The organism is Microbacterium sp. NPDC064942 (assembly GCF_049545525.1).
GTDB lineage: Bacteria > Actinomycetota > Actinomycetes > Actinomycetales > Microbacteriaceae > Microbacterium > Microbacterium gawkjiense.
The window spans coordinates 12,252-26,789 of the sequence record NZ_JBMWDR010000010.1; the positions used below are offsets into that span (position 1 = coordinate 12,252).

Here is a 14,538-nt window from a genome sequence, read left to right on the forward strand (position 1 = left end):
ACCGCGCAGCTGCTCACTCGCCGGGTCGCCGGCGCCAGTGCCCGGCAATCTCCCGACCGGCGCGGGTGTGCTCGGGCACCCACACCAGGCCACGACCGTCCGGGCGCGTGACCGGCTTCGCCAACCCGTCCAGCGACTCCTCGAGCATCAGCGCGGCCGTGTGACGATCCCCGCCCGCGGCCAGGTACTCCCGACCCCCTGCCGCGTCGAAGACTCGCTGGCGCAGCTCCGCGGCCGCGTCAAGCCGATCCCCACCGACCCGCCGCGCCACGGCATCCATCCGAACCTCTTCACGAATCGCTGGCACCCGCGACGCGCCTGCAGCCAGCTGCCGCCGGAACCGCGACAGCTGCGCATCCCGGCGACGCGCCAGCGCCGACCGCGACGACCACGCATCCATCGCCGACTGATCCAGCGGCTTGTACTCGTCCATCAGCCGCTTCCTCGCGCTCGCCGCCGGCTGACGGTCGAAGAACTCCTGCGACTCCGCCTCATGCGCACGCCGCTCTGCAGCCGGTGAACGATGAACGCGCTTCGCAGGCAACCCCAACGAGTTGAGCCGCCGTGCCAGCCGCTTCGAGTCCCGATTCGACTTGAGCGAGCGCGCGTAGGCATCCGCATTCTCAGCCCGGTATTGCCGCTGCCACTCGCTCAGGTGTTCCCGGTTGCGCTGCTGCCAGTCACGCGCTGCAGCCTTCACCTTCTCCGGGTTCTCGTCGCGCCTCCGCCTCGCCTGCGCGAGCCGCGCGTCCCTATTCCGCTCATAGTGTCGGCGCTGATACTCGCGCACCTTCTCCGGGTTCTCAGACACCCATCTGCGCTGACGCTCTCGCACCCGATCCGGGTTGGCTTCCCGCCACCGCGCCGCACGCTGCCGATCCTTCTCCCGTCGCTCTTTCTGCACGCGCATCCGCCGATGCCGCTCACGCATGTACTCCCGGTTCTTCCGGTTCACCTCTTCGCGGTTCTTCGCGTGATAGTTCGCCCGGTATGCGCGGATCTCTTCGCGATGCTCCTCGCGGTACCTCTTCGCGTAGTCCCGCTTCCGATCGGCCGCAGCGCTCGCCGCAGCCGCCTGATCTTGCTCGGCGCGTTTCGCCTGTTGGCGTGCCTGTCCCGCACGCAACCATGCCGCGTGTGGGTCTGCTGCCCCGCCAACCGCTCGCGCCGATTCATCGTCGACGCCGGCGGGCATTACGAATCCGCGGGCGCCAGCTCGAGCAAGGACTGGAACAGGGCGTACCGATGAGCGGTCGGGTTGGTGATCGCCAGCCCGACCGCCTCCCGCAGCGACGTGCGCTGCTCGGCGGTCAGATCGGTCACCGGCTCAAGACACCAGTCCACGTCTCCGTCGACGGTGTAGTCGGGCTCGTCGACGTGGATCTCTGGGTAGTACGAGATCGCCGCCAGCCCCACACGCTGCAGGACGTCTTGTACCTCTTCGCGACTCGGCATCGCTCCTCCTCTCATCGCGGGCTCGTGCCCGTCTGAGGGGTATAGGCCGCGTGACGGCGTCTTCGCGGACACGGAGATCCCCGACGCCATCGACACAATGTCGGACCCCCACCGTAGCCTATGAATGTCACATTCACTATCCATCAAGGAGCGCAGCAATGTACTCGGTCGCCACCTTCCCCCGCATCAACTCTCACGTCATCACCCCTGACGGCATCGGCGTCGTCGTGGGCATCCAGCGTCGACCCGTGGGATGGGCCCGCACCGGCAGTGAGCCCACCCCACGGGTCACGGTCGGCTTCGGCTCCCCAGTCACCGAAGAGCGGCCCCGCGGCCGCAAGATCGAAGTCGTCACGTACCTCTTCGCCGAGGAGCGCACCTACGACGTCGTCGACCTCGCCCCGACACCCTCCCGCGTCCCCCGCGAGAGCGTCGCCGACTTCATGACCCGCAAGCACGACCCCAAGTGGAAGCCCAAGGCCCTCCCGCGCCCGCGCAAGCTCCCCAAGCTCTCTGACGAGAAGCTCGCCCGCCTCATGGCCGAACAGGGATGGACCGGGAACCTCCCCACCCACGACGAAGTGTCCCTCGAGGGGGACGGCGTATGACGGGCGAGACAGGCGGCTCCCGCACGGTAGGCCGGTGGTACGTCGAGGTCAGCCCCCTCGGCGTAATCGCCGGCCCCCTCGAATCCGGCGCCGTCTACACCACGACCGCCATCCGATTCCCCATCGGCTGGCGCGTCGGAAAGGTGTGGACCAACGGCGTCACATCCGGGCCCCCCACCCTCTTCGGCATCCCGCGCCGCGTCGTTAGCGCAGCCGCCGGGATCGCGCGACAGATGCACTAATCGCACCGGGTGGCGGCACACCCCCGCCGCCCGGTGACGCACTCGCGATGTCCCCGAGCGATGTCCGACGCCTCCCTTAGGCTGTGAATGTCACATTCACTAGACAGTCGATCCGGGAGGACACCATGACAACCACAACCCAGTACCCGTCCGGCGTCGCAGACTGGGCCACCGTGTGCGCCTGGGTCCGCGAGAACCGCCCCGATCTCTGGGACAGCCTCGGCCCCGCCGGCGAGGGCGACACCCCCTCGGACTGAGTTCGGCCGGCAGCGATCAGATCGGCGCTTGACCCACACACAGAAACCCCCTACTCTGTGAATGTCACATTCACTACTAACTGAGTAGAGGGAGACCCCACAGACCCACAGCCAGGGGAACCGCGCAACGCCGTTCCCCTCCCAGGGACAGGCGCCACATCGCAGCCTGACGAGCGCTCGCCGCGCTCTTCGCTCCGTCCCTCACGGCGACCGCCGTCCTCCCAACCAGGTCGCCGCCGCGGGGGCGGCTCCGTGACATAGCCGCCCCCGCACCTTCCCCTTCATGTCCGCGAAGAGAACGATCCGCGGCCTATACCCACAGACGCATCGGAGGATCCCATGGACAGCATCACCGCCACCGCCCCGGCAGACTGGCACGACTTCTACGTCGACCCCTTCCCCGGCCACAAGGGCTCCGAGCGGATCACCGACACCTGCGGCAAGTGCATCGGCACAGGCCTGTACACCGGGCCCACCCACTTCACCGATGGCCACGGTCGCCCGATCTGCTTCGACTGCCGCGGCACTGGCACTCGCAGCAGGCTCGTCAGCAGCGCTCGCGCCACCGCCCGCGCCCACGCGAAGGCGCACGCCGAGCACATCGACACGACGCGCGCGATCACCGCCCGCCGTGCAGCCTTCGAGGCCGAGCACCCCGGCCTGCGCGACCAGCTCACCGAGGCTCACCTGAGCATCCGGGAGGGCAACCCGCTGCGCGAGAAGATCGGCTACCTCCTCGACTCGCTCGAGGACTCCACCGGCACCCTCGACGCCGATGAGGTCCGCACTGCCCACGAGCTGCTCGAGCAGCTCGAGCGCGAGCTGGCAGCGCGCCGCCCCGTCCCCACGGGACGCACCCTCATCCAGGGTGAGATCCTCGCGACCAAGACCACCGACACCCAGTGGGGCATCACCGTCAAGATCCTCATCCAGGGCGAAGGCTGGCGCGTGTGGGGCACCAAGCCCTCCGAGATCTCCACCGCGACGCGCGGCGACGTCGTCGCATTCACCGCAACCGTCTCCGCCTCGGACGACGACGACAGCTTCGGCTTCTACTCCCGTCCCACCAAGGCGCACATCATCGCCGCCGGCATCCGCCGCACCGCATGAACGAGCGCCTCATGAACAGCCGCACCAGCCTGACGATCTACCCCGCCCACGACGAGCGGTCTCTGCATCCGCCGGCGCCGATACTCGTCGACGAGCACTACTTCGTCCGCTCCGGGCTCGAGCAGCTCCCCGCCCGCCTCATCGGGTTCAGTCCTGCCGGCGCGATCGCCATCACGGCATGGGTCCACGACGTGTTCCGCTCCCCCGAGCTCGCACGCGATCTGTACCCGACCTTCATCATCGCCGGCCGCGTCCACGCCCACCCAATCCCTGCTGCCCGAGTCACCGTGCGCGAGCCCTCCGGCGTCGTCCAGGTCGTCATCACCGACTCGCGAGGCAAGCGATACCGCCCCTATCTCGGCGAAGACCGCGACGTCGCCGACCGCATCGCCGCCGCCTGGGGTTCCCACCGCGGCTACTCAGCCACCGTCCAACAGATCACCCCGGCGGCTACCGCCTGACCACACGATCGGAGATCACCATGCGCTGCCTGATGTGCGAAGAGCCCACCACCATGTACATCCCCTCCGACGACGTCGATGGCGTCGGACTGCACAGCTGCGGCGCCTGCGGCTTCGAGATCGAAGCGCCTCGTGATGAGCCCATGCGCACCGTGCCCGCCGACAGGCAGCGCTCTCGACCTTCCTCGGCGACGACGTGTAGGAACCGCTCAGAGATGTCCACGACGACTCGACGAGACCGAGGAATCGCGGCTAAAGTGTCCGCGTCCAACGCGTGTGTCTACTCCTCGAGTTGTCCATCGCGGTTCGAGCTGACGACACCCGCCAGAAACATGTGCTCGCAGCTCATCGTTTACAGAGTGGTGACGACGGTACCTGCTGGTTTGTACAGCACAGCCAAGGCGGTAACGCCGACGATGGCGAATCCGAGCAGCGCGCTAGCCGCGATGGGCAGTCCAATGACACCGAGCCAGCCCGCGATCGGGTAGCTAACCAGAAAGCAGCCGTGCGAAAGTGCGAATTGTGCGGTGTATACCAGGTTGCGGTTAGCGGGGGTGGACGCGTCGGCTAGAAGCCGTGACGAAGGGGTGTTAATCAGCGAGGTACTGGCACCGAGCAACGCCCAGGTGGCAAGCAGCATCCACCAGCCCTCTCCCGTGGTCGTGGCGATAATCGTCATCGCGATGGCCGCGATCAGACCCGAAACAAGCGTCCAGGCACCGATGCTCATGGCGCACAAGACACCGATGCGGTCGACGATCCACGGGACGTTGAGGGCAATGATCAGGGAGCCGACCCCATACGCGCCGAGGGCGAGGGCGAGGGCGGTGTCATCCAGGTCGAACACGCCTTTGGTGTAGACGACGGAGTTGACCAGGACGATAGCGGTGCCGGCCGCGACGACCACGTTGGCGGCCATCAGGAAGCGGAGGCTGGGCGTGCGGGCGAACACGCGCAGCCCGGTTGGCAGCCGCTCCCAGAACGTGCCGGTGGACGCATCGGGTACGTGTGCGGGAAGGCGGGCGATGAGGACGAGGGTGGCGGAGGCGGCGAAGCCGACGGCGGTGCCCACGAACAGGTTGTTGTAGCTGATCACGGCAAGTAGGGCTGCGGCGATGACGGGGCTGAGGATCGAGTCGAGATCGTAGGCGAGGCGTGACAGCGCGAGGGCACGAGTGTACTGCTGGGGGTCGGGCAGCACGCTCGGGATGAGTGATTGGAAGGCGGGGGTGAAGGTCGCGGACGCGGACTGCAGCACGAACACGAGCACGTAGATCTGCCAGGTGTCCTGGACGAAGGGCAGGGTGAACGCGATCGCGAGTCGAACGGCGTCGGCGCCGACCAGAACGGCCTTCTTGGGGAGCCTGTCCACGAGCGCTGCAACCAGGGGTGCGACGCCGACGTAGGCGACCATCTTGATCGTCAACGCGGTGCCGAGCACCGATCCGGCGGCATCTCCGGCGATCTCGAACGCGAGCAGTCCGAGGGCAACGGTGAGCAGGCCGGTGCCGACAAGGGCGATGACCTGGGCGAAGAACAGCGCCCGGTAGGTGCCGTTGCGTAAGACGGTGATCATGGCGCCACAGGGCGGCTGGCGTCGGCTCCGGCGTGGTGGTACGGGGCGGCGCCACCGAGGGAGTGCTCGGCTTGGAAGATCGCGTCCGTGACCAGCTGGCGCGCGTGTTCGTCGGCGAGGGCGTAGAACACGCGGGTGCCGTCTTGTCGGGTGGTGACCATACGGGCCAGGCGCAGCTTGGCGAGATGCTGGGAGACGGCGGCGGGTGACTTGTCGACGATGTCGGCGATGTGGTTCACGGACAACTCCCCGGCTCCCTCGAGCGCGAGGATGATCCGCACGCGGGTGGCGTCAGCGAGCATCGCGAAGACCTCGACGGCGAGCTCTACGTAGAGGCTGTCGGGGTCGCGGCCGCATGTCACGTTATCTGCATTCATACGCAGATTCTTCCATATGGAGGGATGGCTCGCCGCTGACGATGATGCTCAGTCGAGGTGGCGGGCGCGGTGCAGGAGCGCGTCCATGCCGAATTCAAGGTGTGCGGCGGCGTTGTCGTCGAGGAAGAGATCGCGGACGCTGGTGAGTGCGGGGAACGAATGTGCGGCGAGTTCCTGCTCGAAGCGGTGGGCGCCGTCCTCGGGGGTGGTCTGTTCTTCGTGGACGAGTCCGACCACGAGGTAGTTGAGGCTCCAGAAGGTGGTGACGGCGAGGTCGGGGTCGACGCCGGCATCGAGCAGCGCGGCAATCACCGCCTCCCCTAGCCGCAGGGTGTTGGTTTCGGAGACCCTCGTACCCGAGACGAGATGTGCGCCGTCGCGGTGGTTCAGAAGGACCTGGCGGTAGCGGCGGAAGATCTCTTTGACCCGGTCGATCGGCGGGTGTGGGAGGTCGTCGAAGGAGAGCTCGCCGAGAATGGCGTCTGCCATCAGGTCGAAGAGGCGCGCTTTGCTCCCCACCTGCAGCGACACCGAGTTGAGGTGAACGTCGAGATGTCGGGCGATCCCACGGAGGGTGATGGCGTCCGCCCCGCCGCGATCGAGCAGGGCCAAGGCGGCGTGGATGACGTCGCGGCCGGATAGTCGGTCGGCCACAGGTCTCTCCTCCGAGCTTGGTCAGTGACCAACACTGTAGTAGCTTGGTCACCGATCAAGGAAATTGGTCACTGACCAAGTAAGGAGTGGGACATGGGTGCGGGTCACAACCACGGTGCACCGACTACCGAGGCAGGAGCGCCCGGGGATCACCGAGCACGACTGTGGATCGCGTTCGGCCTGACGGCGACGATCGTGATCGCGCAGGCGATCGGTTCCATCGTCACCGGCAGCCTGGCGCTGCTGACGGACACCGCACACGCGATCACCGACGCGTCCGGTCTGCTGGTCGCGCTGATCGCGGCGACGCTGATGCTGCGGCCGGCTAATCCGAAGCGGACCTGGGGATTCCGACGCATCGAGGTGATCGCCGCACTCGGGCAGGCCGCACTGCTGCTGGTGGTGGGCACTTACGCCGCCGTCGAAGGTATCCGACGCCTGTTCGAGCCGCCGGAGGTCGCCGCGGGAGAGATGCTCGTGTTCGGCATCGTCGGCCTCGCGGCGAATGTGATCGCGATCGTGATCCTCTCCTCGAGCCGCGGCGCGAACTTCAATATGCGGGCAGCGTTCCTGGAGGTGATCAACGATGCACTCGGCTCGCTCGGGGTGATCGTGGCCGCGATTGTGATCGCCACGACCGGGTTCCAGCAGGCCGACGCGATTGCAGGGCTCCTGATCGCGGGACTGATCGTGCCGCGCGCGATCATTTTGATGCGCGACACCACCCGGGTGCTCATGGAGTTCACCCCTGCCGGGCTCGACTTGGACGAGGTACGCCGGCACATCCTTGAGCTCGAACACGTCACCGACGTGCACGACCTGCACGCATCGACGGTCGCCACTGGCCTGCCCACCCTGACCGCGCATGTGGTGGTCGAGGATGAGTGCTTCACCGACGGGCATGCCGCGGAGGTGTTGCACGAGGTACGCGAATGCGTGGCCGGTCACTTCCCGGTGTCGATTCAGCACTCGACCTTCCAGATCGAGACCGCGCACCTCACCGAGGACGAGCCAGCCCTTGTCCGCCACCGCTGAGCCGGGCCCCCCAGCGCCGCGGTAGCGGTCGGCGGAGGAAGGGTGTCAGAGCGTCGCGAGCAGGTTAGTGCAGGCCTGTTCACAGCGGCGGCAGGCGTCGGCGCAGACCCGGCAGTGCTCGTGCATGTCCGCGTGGGTGTCGCACTCGGCGGCGCATGCGGCGCACGCTGCGCGCAACGCCTCCAGCGCGGCACGAAGCACGGTGGTGTCCGTGCCGGTGTGGCGAGAGAGCAGGCGCGCGGTGGTGTCGCAGAGGTCGGCGCAATCCTGGTTCAGACGGATGCAGGTGGTCAGATCGGCGACCATCTCCTCGCTGAGACAGGCGTCGGCGCAGGTCGTACAAGCCTGGCCGCACTCGAGGCACGCGTCGATACAGGCCAGGAGCGCGTCTCGGTTGGCGATGTCGTTGGCTCGGGGGTGGGTGTCGAACATTTGGGCGGTGACGGTCACGGCCTTCTCCTTTGAATCGGTGAGGGGGTTACGTTACGTCGCTGTTCCGGATGCCGGCGACCCCCTTGGGTTACGGTGCGGGGGTATGGTACGGACGGTAGGCTGGACGGGATGATCGGCCTGTCCGCGTTGCGCCTGCGGCTGCCGCACCCGGTGCGGTGGCTGGTTGCCGTGTGCTTCGCTGCAGCGGTCATCGTCGGGTTGATGGGGATGCACACGATCTCCTCGGGACACACCGCCCCTACGACCTCGGAGAATGTCGAGATGCCGGGCGGGGCACCTCACCACTCGTCGGCGCCCGCGACCGGCGATGAGGATGCGGAGGCGTGCGCGTCGTGCAGCCCGAGCGGGGGCCATGACGTTCTGATGATGATGTGCGTGCTGGCGTTGCTGGCAGCCGCCCTCGTGCTGCTGGTCCCCCGCGCCGCATGGTCGTCTGTGTGGGAGCGGCATGCATTGCGTCCGCCGGTGACGCGGTGCCGGCCGGCCCCGGACCGGCCTCCCTCACTCCTGGAGCTGTCGATCAGCCGAACGTGACACGCACTGTCCCTGCCCTCTGGGGCGGGGGTGAGGTTCATTGCCCGTACGCGGGTTTCACGAGTGTTTGAGAGGACTGATGATGAACAAGAAGATGCGTTTGGCAGCGGTCGCGGCCGTACCGCTGGCAGCGGTGCTGTTCCTGGCCGGCTGCGCGGACAACGGAGGCAGCATGCCTGGAATGGATCATGGTGGGTCGTCGTCGGCCCCGTCGGAATCGGCGGAGGCGGACTTCAACATGGCGGATTCGATGTTCGCGATGATGATGATCCCGCATCACGAGCAGGCCGTCGAGATGAGCGACATGATCCTCGCCAAGAGCGACGTTGATCAGCGGGTGCTGGATCTGGCTCAGCAGATCAAGGACGCCCAGCAGCCGGAGATCGAGACGATGCAGGGATGGCTCGCCGAGTGGGGCGTGTCCAGTGACGACATGGACATGGGTGAGATGGAGCACGGCGGCGGGATGATGTCTGACGAGGACATGGCGGCGCTGGAGTCGGCGTCCGGGGCCGAGGCGGCACCCCTGTTCCTGGAGCAGATGATCGCCCACCACCAGGGGGCGATCGAGATGGCCGAGACCGAACTCGCCAACGGGAAGAACGCGGACGCGTTGGCGCTCGCGCAAGCCGTGGTCGATACACAGTCCGCGGAGATCGAGACCATGCAGGATCTGCTCGGCCAGCTCTGAGCCCGATCCGTCGAGTGGGGGCGCCGCTGCCATGCGCGGTGCCCCCACTCTTCGAACGCGGAGGTACGCGTATGCACGTCCATACGAAGACACTGGCGGCGGGCGCCGCTGCTTCCGCCCTCCTGATGCTGGCGGGGTGCGCGGACACTCCGACGTCGCCGCCGGCTGGGGACGGGCGCACCGGGGTACCGAGCCATGTCCACGCGGTGGTCGTCGCCCCGGACACTGACCAGCTTCTCCTGGGAACGCATGAAGGCATCTACGAGGTCACCGACACCGGGGAGTGGGGTGGCCGGGTCAGCACGGACAGCTTCGACGCGATGGGACTCACCGCCACTTCGCAGACACTGATCGCGTCCGGTCACCCCGGCCCCGGAAGCCCCGCCGAGTGGGGGGCACCGAACCTGGGCGTGATGCGCAGCACCGACGCAGGGGTGAGTTGGGAGTCGGTGGTGTTCGGTGGGGAGAAAGACTTCCACGCCCTCGCCGCCGGCGCCGATGACACGGTGTACGCCATCGCCACGGACGTCAGCGACGTGATCCGCAGCGACGACGCCGGGCTGACCTGGGAACCTACCGGTGCGGATCTGGTAGCGGCCAGTCTCGCCGTCGACGGTCGCGGACGGGTGATCGCGGCCACCGAAGAGGGTGTGCAGATCAGCACGGACGGCGGTGCGTCCTTCGCGGCGTGGCCCGAAGCGCCGCTGCTGTACACGTTGGGGGCTGCGGCCGACCGGACTCAGGTGGTCGGTGTCGGCACCGATGGGCAGATTTGGGTGACCGGAGCCGGTGCCGCGAGCTGGGAGCCGGCAGGTCGCGTGGACGGCCGGGTGCAGGCGGTCGGTATGGACGCCGCGGGCCGCATCGTGATCGTCGACGAGACCAGCGGCATCACGATTCTGCCCGGATAGCCCGCCGGGCACGCGACGGGCCGTATGCGAGGTGCCTACGGGAGTCGAACCCGTCTAGACGGCTTTGCAGGCCGTTGCCTGACCGCTCGGCCAAGGCACCGAGTGTCCCCTTACCGGGGACGTGGACGCAGCAGCGTGGGATCGCCCGTCTGGTCCGGTTAGGACCGGACCAGACGGGCGATCGCGTCGCTGGCTTCCTTGATCTTCTGCTCCGCCTGGTCACCCTCCATGCGCGCCGCGTCGAGCACGCAGTGTTTCAGGTGGTCGTCAAGCAGCCCGACGGCCACGGCCTGCAGGGCGCTGGTCAGAGCGCTGATCTGGGTGAGGATGTCGATGCAGTACTTCTCTTCATCGACCATCTTCGAGATGCCCCGCGCTTGACCTTCGATCCGCTTGAGCCGGTTCAGGTATCGGTCTTTGTCGGTGATGTACCCGTGGGGGGCGTGAGCGGTGTCGGGTGCGGGTGTGGTCATGGCCGGGTTCCTTCGGGTTTAGCTGTCCAGCGCTGCGCGGGTGCTGGCTTCGGGGCTGAGGTCGATGCGGCGCAGCAGCTGCGCGTTCAGGGCGACCACGACGGTGGACAGGGACATCAGGATCGCACCGATCGACATCGGCAGGACGAACCCGATGGGGGCGAGCACGCCGGCGGCGAGCGGCACGGAGATCAGGTTGTACCCGGCAGCCCACCACAGATTCTGCTTCATCTTCCGGTACGCCGCACGCGACAGCTGGATCACCGACAGCACACTGCGCGGGTCGGAGCTCGCGAGGATGACCCCGGCGGACGCGATCGCGACGTCGGTGCCGGCGCCGATCGCGATGCCGACGTCGGCCTGCGCGAGGGCGGGGGCGTCGTTGACGCCGTCGCCCACCATCGCGACCTTGCGGCCCTCCTTCTGCAGCTCGGCGACCTTGCTGGACTTGTCCTCCGGGCGCACGTGCGCGAAGACCCGGTCGATGCCCAGCTCGGCGCCGACGGCGTTCGCGACGGCTTCGGCGTCGCCGGTGATCATGACCACCTGGACACCCAGCTTGTGCAGGGCATCGACGGCTTCACGGGACTCGGGGCGGATCTCGTCGGCGAGCTTGAGCCCGCCGATGACTTTTCCGTCCCGGGTCACGTGCAGGATGATCGCGCCCTCGCTACGCCACGCGTCCGCCGTGTCGACCTCGCTGGCACCGACGTCCTCGAGCAGACGGGGACCGCCGACACGGATCTCCGCACCGTCGACGGTCGCGGTGACACCGACCGCCGGGGAAGAGGAAAACCCGGTCGCCTTCGGCAGGGTCAGGTTCTTGTCCTTCGCGGCGCGAACGATGGCCCTAGCGAGCGGGTGCTCACTGTCGGCCTCGGCCGCCGCGGCGATCGCGAGCACCTGGTCAGCGTCCAGGTCACCGACCGGTTCCACGGCGGAGACGGTGGGCTCGCCCTTGGTGAGGGTGCCGGTCTTGTCGAACAGCACGGTGTCGACGGTGCGCATGCTCTCGAGCGCGAGCCGGTCCTTCACCAACACCCCGCCACGGGCGGCGCGCTCAGTGGCGATGGACACCACCAGCGGGATCGCCAGGCCCAGCGCGTGCGGGCAGGCGATGACCAGCACGGTGATGGTGCGCACGACCGCCGCATCGGGATTGCCGACGACAGTCCACACCACCGCGGTGATCGCGGCGGCGCCCAGCGCGAACCAGAACAGCAGCGCCGCCGCCTTGTCGGCGATCCGCTGCGCCCGAGAGGACGAGTTCTGTGCCTCCGTGACCAGCCGCTGAATACCCGCGAGGGTGGTCTCATCCCCCGTGGCGGTGACCTCCACGCGAAGGCCGGAGTCTGTGGCGACGGTGCCCGCGGTAACGGGGTCGCCAGTGCCGCGGGCGACGGGGCGGGATTCACCGGTGACCATGGACTCGTCCATGTCGGCGCGGCCGTCGACGATCTTCCCGTCGGCGGGGACGCTGCCGCCGGGGCGGACCACCACCACGTCCCCGACCTGCAGGTCGGCGGGTGAGACCTTGACGATCTGGTCCCCTTCGACGCGCTCTGCCTCATCCGGGAGCAGCGCCGCGAGGGTGTCCAGCGCGGAGCTGGTCTGGGCGAGGGAGCGCATCTCGATCCAGTGACCGAGCAGCATGATCACGATCAGCAGCGCCAGCTCCCACCAGAACTCCAGCTCGTGGTGCAGCAGGCCCAGGGTGGCGCCCCAGGACGCGAAGAACGCGACCGTGATGGCCAGACCGATCAGCAGCATCATGCCGGGTTTGCGGGAGCGGAGTTCGCTGACCGCACCGGTCAGGAACGGCCACCCGCCCCACGCGTACATGACGGTGCCGAGGACGGGGGCGATGAACAGTGCCCAGTCGGGGACGGTGTAGCCGAGGATCATCGCGAACATCGGGGAGAACGCCACGACCGGGACGGCGATGATCAGGTTGATCCAGAACAGTCGCCGGAACTGGCCGACGTGATCCCCGTGCCCACCGTGCCCGCCGCCGTGGCCACCACCATCGTGACCTGCGTGGTCCCCGTGGCTGGCCTGCGTGCCGTGGCCGGTGTGGGTGTCGTGCTGGGTGGGCGGCTCGGGGGTGTGGTCGCCGTGGCGGGTGTCTCCCCCGGTGGCGGTGGCGGCCTTGCCGGTGGGGTGGTCGGTGTGGTGTGCGTGCGGGTCAGTCATCGGTTCACTTCCCTGTGCCTAGCGTTGGTGTGAGTCTGCCGTCGCGGTTCCCGCGGAGGCGAGGTCCTGCGGATCGGTCGCGGCAGGAGTATGAAGGTTCGGCATCCACCCGAACACCGCGGGCACGGCGTCCAGCCCGAGCACCCCGACGGGGACACCGTCATGCTCGTGGACGACCAGGAGCGGGTCGGTAGTGTCGATGCGTGCGGAGGTGTGACCCCCGGTGATCCCGGCACCGGCGACCATCATGCCGTGCACGGTTGCCGTGAAGGGGGCGCGGGGCTGGTAGTCGCCCGGGTGGGTGCCGGCGCCGAGGTCGGCGAGCATGGTGCGTGCGGCATGTTCACCCTGCGCGGCCGCGTCCGACCAGTGATCGATGCGCCAGGCGCCCAGGGTGGTGTCATAGTGTGCGGCGACCCCGCCGGCGCTGTAGACGCCGGGGGTGGCGGTGCGCAGCTTCCCGTCCACGATGACCCCGTCTTCCCAAGGGGCGGGGCCGGTCGGGGTGGTTCCGTGGGCGATGATCAGCAGATCCGCCGTCAGCTGTGTGGTGTCGTCCAAGGCGAGCTCGAGCTGTGTGCCGGTGTCAGTGACGGCGGTGAGGGTGCGGCCGAACGCGACGTCCACGTGCTCCCGGTGCGCGGCGGCGAGGCGCTCCGCGGCGCCGGCGCCGAACACGCTGACCCCGGGGGTGGTCGCGCGGGCGAGGAGGGTGACCTGATGTCCACGGTCGCGGAGCAGCGTGGCGGTCTCGGCCGCGACCAGACCGGCACCGGAGATGACGATCTGCGCGGGGCGGCCAAGCGTGCCCAGGAGGTCGCGGACGGCGACCGCGTCTTCCAGGGAGTGCAGGGTGGTGACCCGTCCTGCCTCCGTGGCGGCGGTCAGGCCGGGCAGCGTGTCCGGCAGCAAGCGGGGGGTGCTGCCGGTGGCGAGGAGGAGCGCGTCGTACGGTTCGATCCGGCCGGATGCGAGCCGCACGGTCTTTCCCTGTGGGTCGACCTCGACCGCGGTGTCACTGATGACCTCCACCCCGGGGGTGACGACCTGTTCCGGGGTGAGCAGCCCGATCGCGACCCCCTTGTTGACCAGGGTGCGGTTGTACGGGGCCTGTCCGGTGCGGTCGACGAGGGTGACGCTCACCGTGCCGGAACCGTGAAGAACGCGCGCCGCGGCCGCGCCGGCGGCGCCGGCTCCCAGGATGAGGACCTTCTGGGGTGACAATGTTGCTCCTTGCGTCTCGCGAATGTGGGGGCTGGTGACCGGTATCCCCGGCCTGTGGTCGGTTAGGCGGCCGTGGCGTACTTGGCGGGGTCGGCGTCGAAGAGGGGGCCGCAGGCGGAGCAGCAGAACCAGTACCGCTGCCCGTCGTAGTCCCGGTAGAGGCCTTGGGCTTCCGCGGTGCTCTTGCTGACGGTGCTGCCGGGCATCACCGGGCAGGTGACGATGTCATCGGCGGGGGTGCCGGCGGGTGCTTCGTGGTGATGGTCGTGGCTCATATCCGTTGC

General features: G+C 68.2%; 19 protein-coding genes and 1 tRNA gene. 9 read left to right on the forward strand and 11 right to left on the reverse strand.

Going from position 1 to position 14,538, the window contains the following annotated elements; all coding sequences use genetic code 11:
* Nucleotides 1–13 precede the first annotated feature (13 nt).
* Both ACPEH2_RS14150 and ACPEH2_RS14155 read right to left on the reverse strand, forming a co-directional pair.
* Entirely contained in the window at nt 14–1,195 is a 1,182-nt protein-coding gene (locus tag ACPEH2_RS14150; RefSeq protein ID WP_423718975.1) for a hypothetical protein, read from the reverse strand.
* A complete protein-coding gene (locus ACPEH2_RS14155; RefSeq protein WP_423718976.1) occupies nt 1,195–1,455 on the reverse strand; it encodes a hypothetical protein in 261 nt (86 codons plus the stop codon). The genes ACPEH2_RS14150 and ACPEH2_RS14155 overlap by 1 nt, the downstream gene beginning before the upstream one ends.
* 158 nt (nt 1,456–1,613) lie before the next feature.
* Between ACPEH2_RS14155 and ACPEH2_RS14160 the strand changes: the two genes are divergently transcribed.
* The 5 genes from ACPEH2_RS14160 to ACPEH2_RS14180 all read left to right on the forward strand — a co-directional run bounded on the left by ACPEH2_RS14160 (nt 1,614) and on the right by ACPEH2_RS14180 (nt 4,133).
* The gene (locus ACPEH2_RS14160; RefSeq protein ID WP_423718977.1) at nt 1,614–2,063 is read left to right on the forward strand and encodes a hypothetical protein; all 450 of its coding nucleotides are present in this window, start codon (nt 1,614–1,616) and stop codon (nt 2,061–2,063) included.
* The gene (locus ACPEH2_RS14165; protein ID WP_423718978.1) at nt 2,060–2,305 is read left to right on the forward strand and encodes a hypothetical protein; all 246 of its coding nucleotides are present in this window, start codon (nt 2,060–2,062) and stop codon (nt 2,303–2,305) included. Before ACPEH2_RS14160 ends, ACPEH2_RS14165 begins: the two co-directional genes overlap by 4 nt.
* Before the next feature lie 125 nt (nt 2,306–2,430).
* Nucleotides 2,431–2,562, forward strand: coding sequence for a hypothetical protein (locus tag ACPEH2_RS14170; RefSeq protein WP_423718979.1), 132 nt, complete (start codon nt 2,431–2,433; stop codon nt 2,560–2,562).
* A 339-nt stretch (nt 2,563–2,901) separates the two neighbouring features.
* Entirely contained in the window at nt 2,902–3,672 is a 771-nt protein-coding gene (locus ACPEH2_RS14175; protein ID WP_423718980.1) for a hypothetical protein, read from the forward strand.
* 11 nt (nt 3,673–3,683) lie between these two features.
* Nucleotides 3,684–4,133, forward strand: coding sequence for a hypothetical protein (locus tag ACPEH2_RS14180; RefSeq protein WP_423718981.1), 450 nt, complete (start codon nt 3,684–3,686; stop codon nt 4,131–4,133).
* A gap of 352 nt (nt 4,134–4,485) precedes the next feature.
* On the opposite strand, the gene ACPEH2_RS14185 is transcribed toward ACPEH2_RS14180, so the two are convergent.
* Genes ACPEH2_RS14185 through ACPEH2_RS14195 form a run of 3 tightly spaced genes read right to left on the reverse strand, consistent with a single transcriptional unit; the run spans nt 4,486 to nt 6,740 of the window.
* On the reverse strand, nt 4,486–5,709 hold the full coding sequence (locus tag ACPEH2_RS14185; RefSeq protein WP_101305188.1) for an MFS transporter: 1,224 nt from the start codon (nt 5,707–5,709) through the stop codon (nt 4,486–4,488).
* Nucleotides 5,706–6,086: an ArsR/SmtB family transcription factor gene (locus ACPEH2_RS14190; RefSeq protein WP_423718982.1), complete on the reverse strand. Its 381-nt coding sequence runs from the start codon at nt 6,084–6,086 to the stop codon at nt 5,706–5,708. Before ACPEH2_RS14190 ends, ACPEH2_RS14185 begins: the two co-directional genes overlap by 4 nt.
* Nucleotides 6,087–6,134: 48 nt before the next feature.
* Nucleotides 6,135–6,740 carry a TetR/AcrR family transcriptional regulator C-terminal domain-containing protein gene (locus ACPEH2_RS14195; protein WP_131494501.1) on the reverse strand — a complete coding sequence of 202 codons (606 nt, stop codon included), beginning with the start codon at nt 6,738–6,740 and terminating at the stop codon, nt 6,135–6,137.
* Nucleotides 6,741–6,833: 93 nt separating this feature from the next.
* Between ACPEH2_RS14195 and ACPEH2_RS14200 the strand changes: the two genes are divergently transcribed.
* A complete protein-coding gene (locus tag ACPEH2_RS14200; protein WP_067121073.1) occupies nt 6,834–7,775 on the forward strand; it encodes a cation diffusion facilitator family transporter in 942 nt (313 codons plus the stop codon).
* A 45-nt stretch (nt 7,776–7,820) separates the two neighbouring features.
* Here ACPEH2_RS14200 and ACPEH2_RS14205 read toward each other — a convergent pair whose 3' ends face one another.
* Nucleotides 7,821–8,207: a four-helix bundle copper-binding protein gene (locus ACPEH2_RS14205; protein ID WP_067121088.1), complete on the reverse strand. Its 387-nt coding sequence runs from the start codon at nt 8,205–8,207 to the stop codon at nt 7,821–7,823.
* 129 nt (nt 8,208–8,336) lie between these two features.
* Between ACPEH2_RS14205 and ACPEH2_RS14210 the strand changes: the two genes are divergently transcribed.
* The 3 genes from ACPEH2_RS14210 to ACPEH2_RS14220 all read left to right on the forward strand — a co-directional run bounded on the left by ACPEH2_RS14210 (nt 8,337) and on the right by ACPEH2_RS14220 (nt 10,364).
* Complete coding sequence (locus tag ACPEH2_RS14210; protein ID WP_067121074.1) at nt 8,337–8,762, forward strand: DUF6153 family protein; 426 nt, start codon at nt 8,337–8,339, stop codon at nt 8,760–8,762.
* Between the two features lie 79 nt (nt 8,763–8,841).
* Entirely contained in the window at nt 8,842–9,453 is a 612-nt protein-coding gene (locus ACPEH2_RS14215; RefSeq protein ID WP_067121076.1) for a DUF305 domain-containing protein, read from the forward strand.
* 125 nt (nt 9,454–9,578) lie between these two features.
* A complete protein-coding gene (locus ACPEH2_RS14220) occupies nt 9,579–10,364 on the forward strand; it encodes a F510_1955 family glycosylhydrolase (protein WP_354645990.1) in 786 nt (261 codons plus the stop codon).
* Between the two features lie 29 nt (nt 10,365–10,393).
* Here the strand turns inward: ACPEH2_RS14220 and ACPEH2_RS14225 are convergent.
* The 5 genes from ACPEH2_RS14225 to ACPEH2_RS14245 form a co-directional block, all read right to left on the reverse strand.
* Nucleotides 10,394–10,464: transfer RNA gene (locus ACPEH2_RS14225), tRNA-Cys, on the reverse strand.
* 58 nt (nt 10,465–10,522) lie between these two features.
* Nucleotides 10,523–10,837 carry a metal-sensitive transcriptional regulator gene (locus ACPEH2_RS14230; protein WP_067121078.1) on the reverse strand — a complete coding sequence of 105 codons (315 nt, stop codon included), beginning with the start codon at nt 10,835–10,837 and terminating at the stop codon, nt 10,523–10,525.
* Nucleotides 10,838–10,855: 18 nt separating this feature from the next.
* Nucleotides 10,856–13,030: a heavy metal translocating P-type ATPase gene (locus tag ACPEH2_RS14235; protein ID WP_067121080.1), complete on the reverse strand. Its 2,175-nt coding sequence runs from the start codon at nt 13,028–13,030 to the stop codon at nt 10,856–10,858.
* Nucleotides 13,031–13,048: 18 nt separating this feature from the next.
* Nucleotides 13,049–14,254 (reverse strand): FAD-dependent oxidoreductase, encoded by a 1,206-nt coding sequence (locus tag ACPEH2_RS14240; RefSeq protein WP_067121082.1) that lies wholly within the window; start codon nt 14,252–14,254, stop codon nt 13,049–13,051.
* A 62-nt stretch (nt 14,255–14,316) separates the two neighbouring features.
* A complete protein-coding gene (locus tag ACPEH2_RS14245; protein ID WP_067121084.1) occupies nt 14,317–14,529 on the reverse strand; it encodes a YHS domain-containing protein in 213 nt (70 codons plus the stop codon).
* Nucleotides 14,530–14,538: the final 9 nt, after the last annotated feature.

Excerpts from the sequence above, each read along its gene's own strand:
- ACPEH2_RS14150 (WP_423718975.1), bottom strand. The coding sequence starts at position 1,195 with ATGCCCGCCGGCGTCGACGATGAATCGGCGCGAGCGGTTGGCGGGGCA.
- ACPEH2_RS14155 (WP_423718976.1), bottom strand. The coding sequence starts at position 1,455 with ATGCCGAGTCGCGAAGAGGTACAAGACGTCCTGCAGCGTGTGGGGCTG.
- ACPEH2_RS14160 (WP_423718977.1), top strand. The coding sequence starts at position 1,614 with ATGTACTCGGTCGCCACCTTCCCCCGCATCAACTCTCACGTCATCACC.
- ACPEH2_RS14165 (WP_423718978.1), top strand. The coding sequence starts at position 2,060 with ATGACGGGCGAGACAGGCGGCTCCCGCACGGTAGGCCGGTGGTACGTC.
- ACPEH2_RS14170 (WP_423718979.1), top strand. The coding sequence starts at position 2,431 with ATGACAACCACAACCCAGTACCCGTCCGGCGTCGCAGACTGGGCCACC.
- ACPEH2_RS14175 (WP_423718980.1), top strand. The coding sequence starts at position 2,902 with ATGGACAGCATCACCGCCACCGCCCCGGCAGACTGGCACGACTTCTAC.
- ACPEH2_RS14180 (WP_423718981.1), top strand. The coding sequence starts at position 3,684 with ATGAACAGCCGCACCAGCCTGACGATCTACCCCGCCCACGACGAGCGG.
- ACPEH2_RS14185 (WP_101305188.1), bottom strand. The coding sequence starts at position 5,709 with ATGATCACCGTCTTACGCAACGGCACCTACCGGGCGCTGTTCTTCGCC.
- ACPEH2_RS14190 (WP_423718982.1), bottom strand. The coding sequence starts at position 6,086 with ATGAATGCAGATAACGTGACATGCGGCCGCGACCCCGACAGCCTCTAC.
- ACPEH2_RS14200 (WP_067121073.1), top strand. The coding sequence starts at position 6,834 with ATGGGTGCGGGTCACAACCACGGTGCACCGACTACCGAGGCAGGAGCG.
- ACPEH2_RS14205 (WP_067121088.1), bottom strand. The coding sequence starts at position 8,207 with ATGTTCGACACCCACCCCCGAGCCAACGACATCGCCAACCGAGACGCG.
- ACPEH2_RS14210 (WP_067121074.1), top strand. The coding sequence starts at position 8,337 with ATGATCGGCCTGTCCGCGTTGCGCCTGCGGCTGCCGCACCCGGTGCGG.
- ACPEH2_RS14215 (WP_067121076.1), top strand. The coding sequence starts at position 8,842 with ATGATGAACAAGAAGATGCGTTTGGCAGCGGTCGCGGCCGTACCGCTG.
- ACPEH2_RS14220 (WP_354645990.1), top strand. The coding sequence starts at position 9,579 with ATGCTGGCGGGGTGCGCGGACACTCCGACGTCGCCGCCGGCTGGGGAC.
- ACPEH2_RS14230 (WP_067121078.1), bottom strand. The coding sequence starts at position 10,837 with ATGACCACACCCGCACCCGACACCGCTCACGCCCCCCACGGGTACATC.
- ACPEH2_RS14235 (WP_067121080.1), bottom strand. The coding sequence starts at position 13,030 with ATGACTGACCCGCACGCACACCACACCGACCACCCCACCGGCAAGGCC.
- ACPEH2_RS14245 (WP_067121084.1), bottom strand. The coding sequence starts at position 14,529 with ATGAGCCACGACCATCACCACGAAGCACCCGCCGGCACCCCCGCCGAT.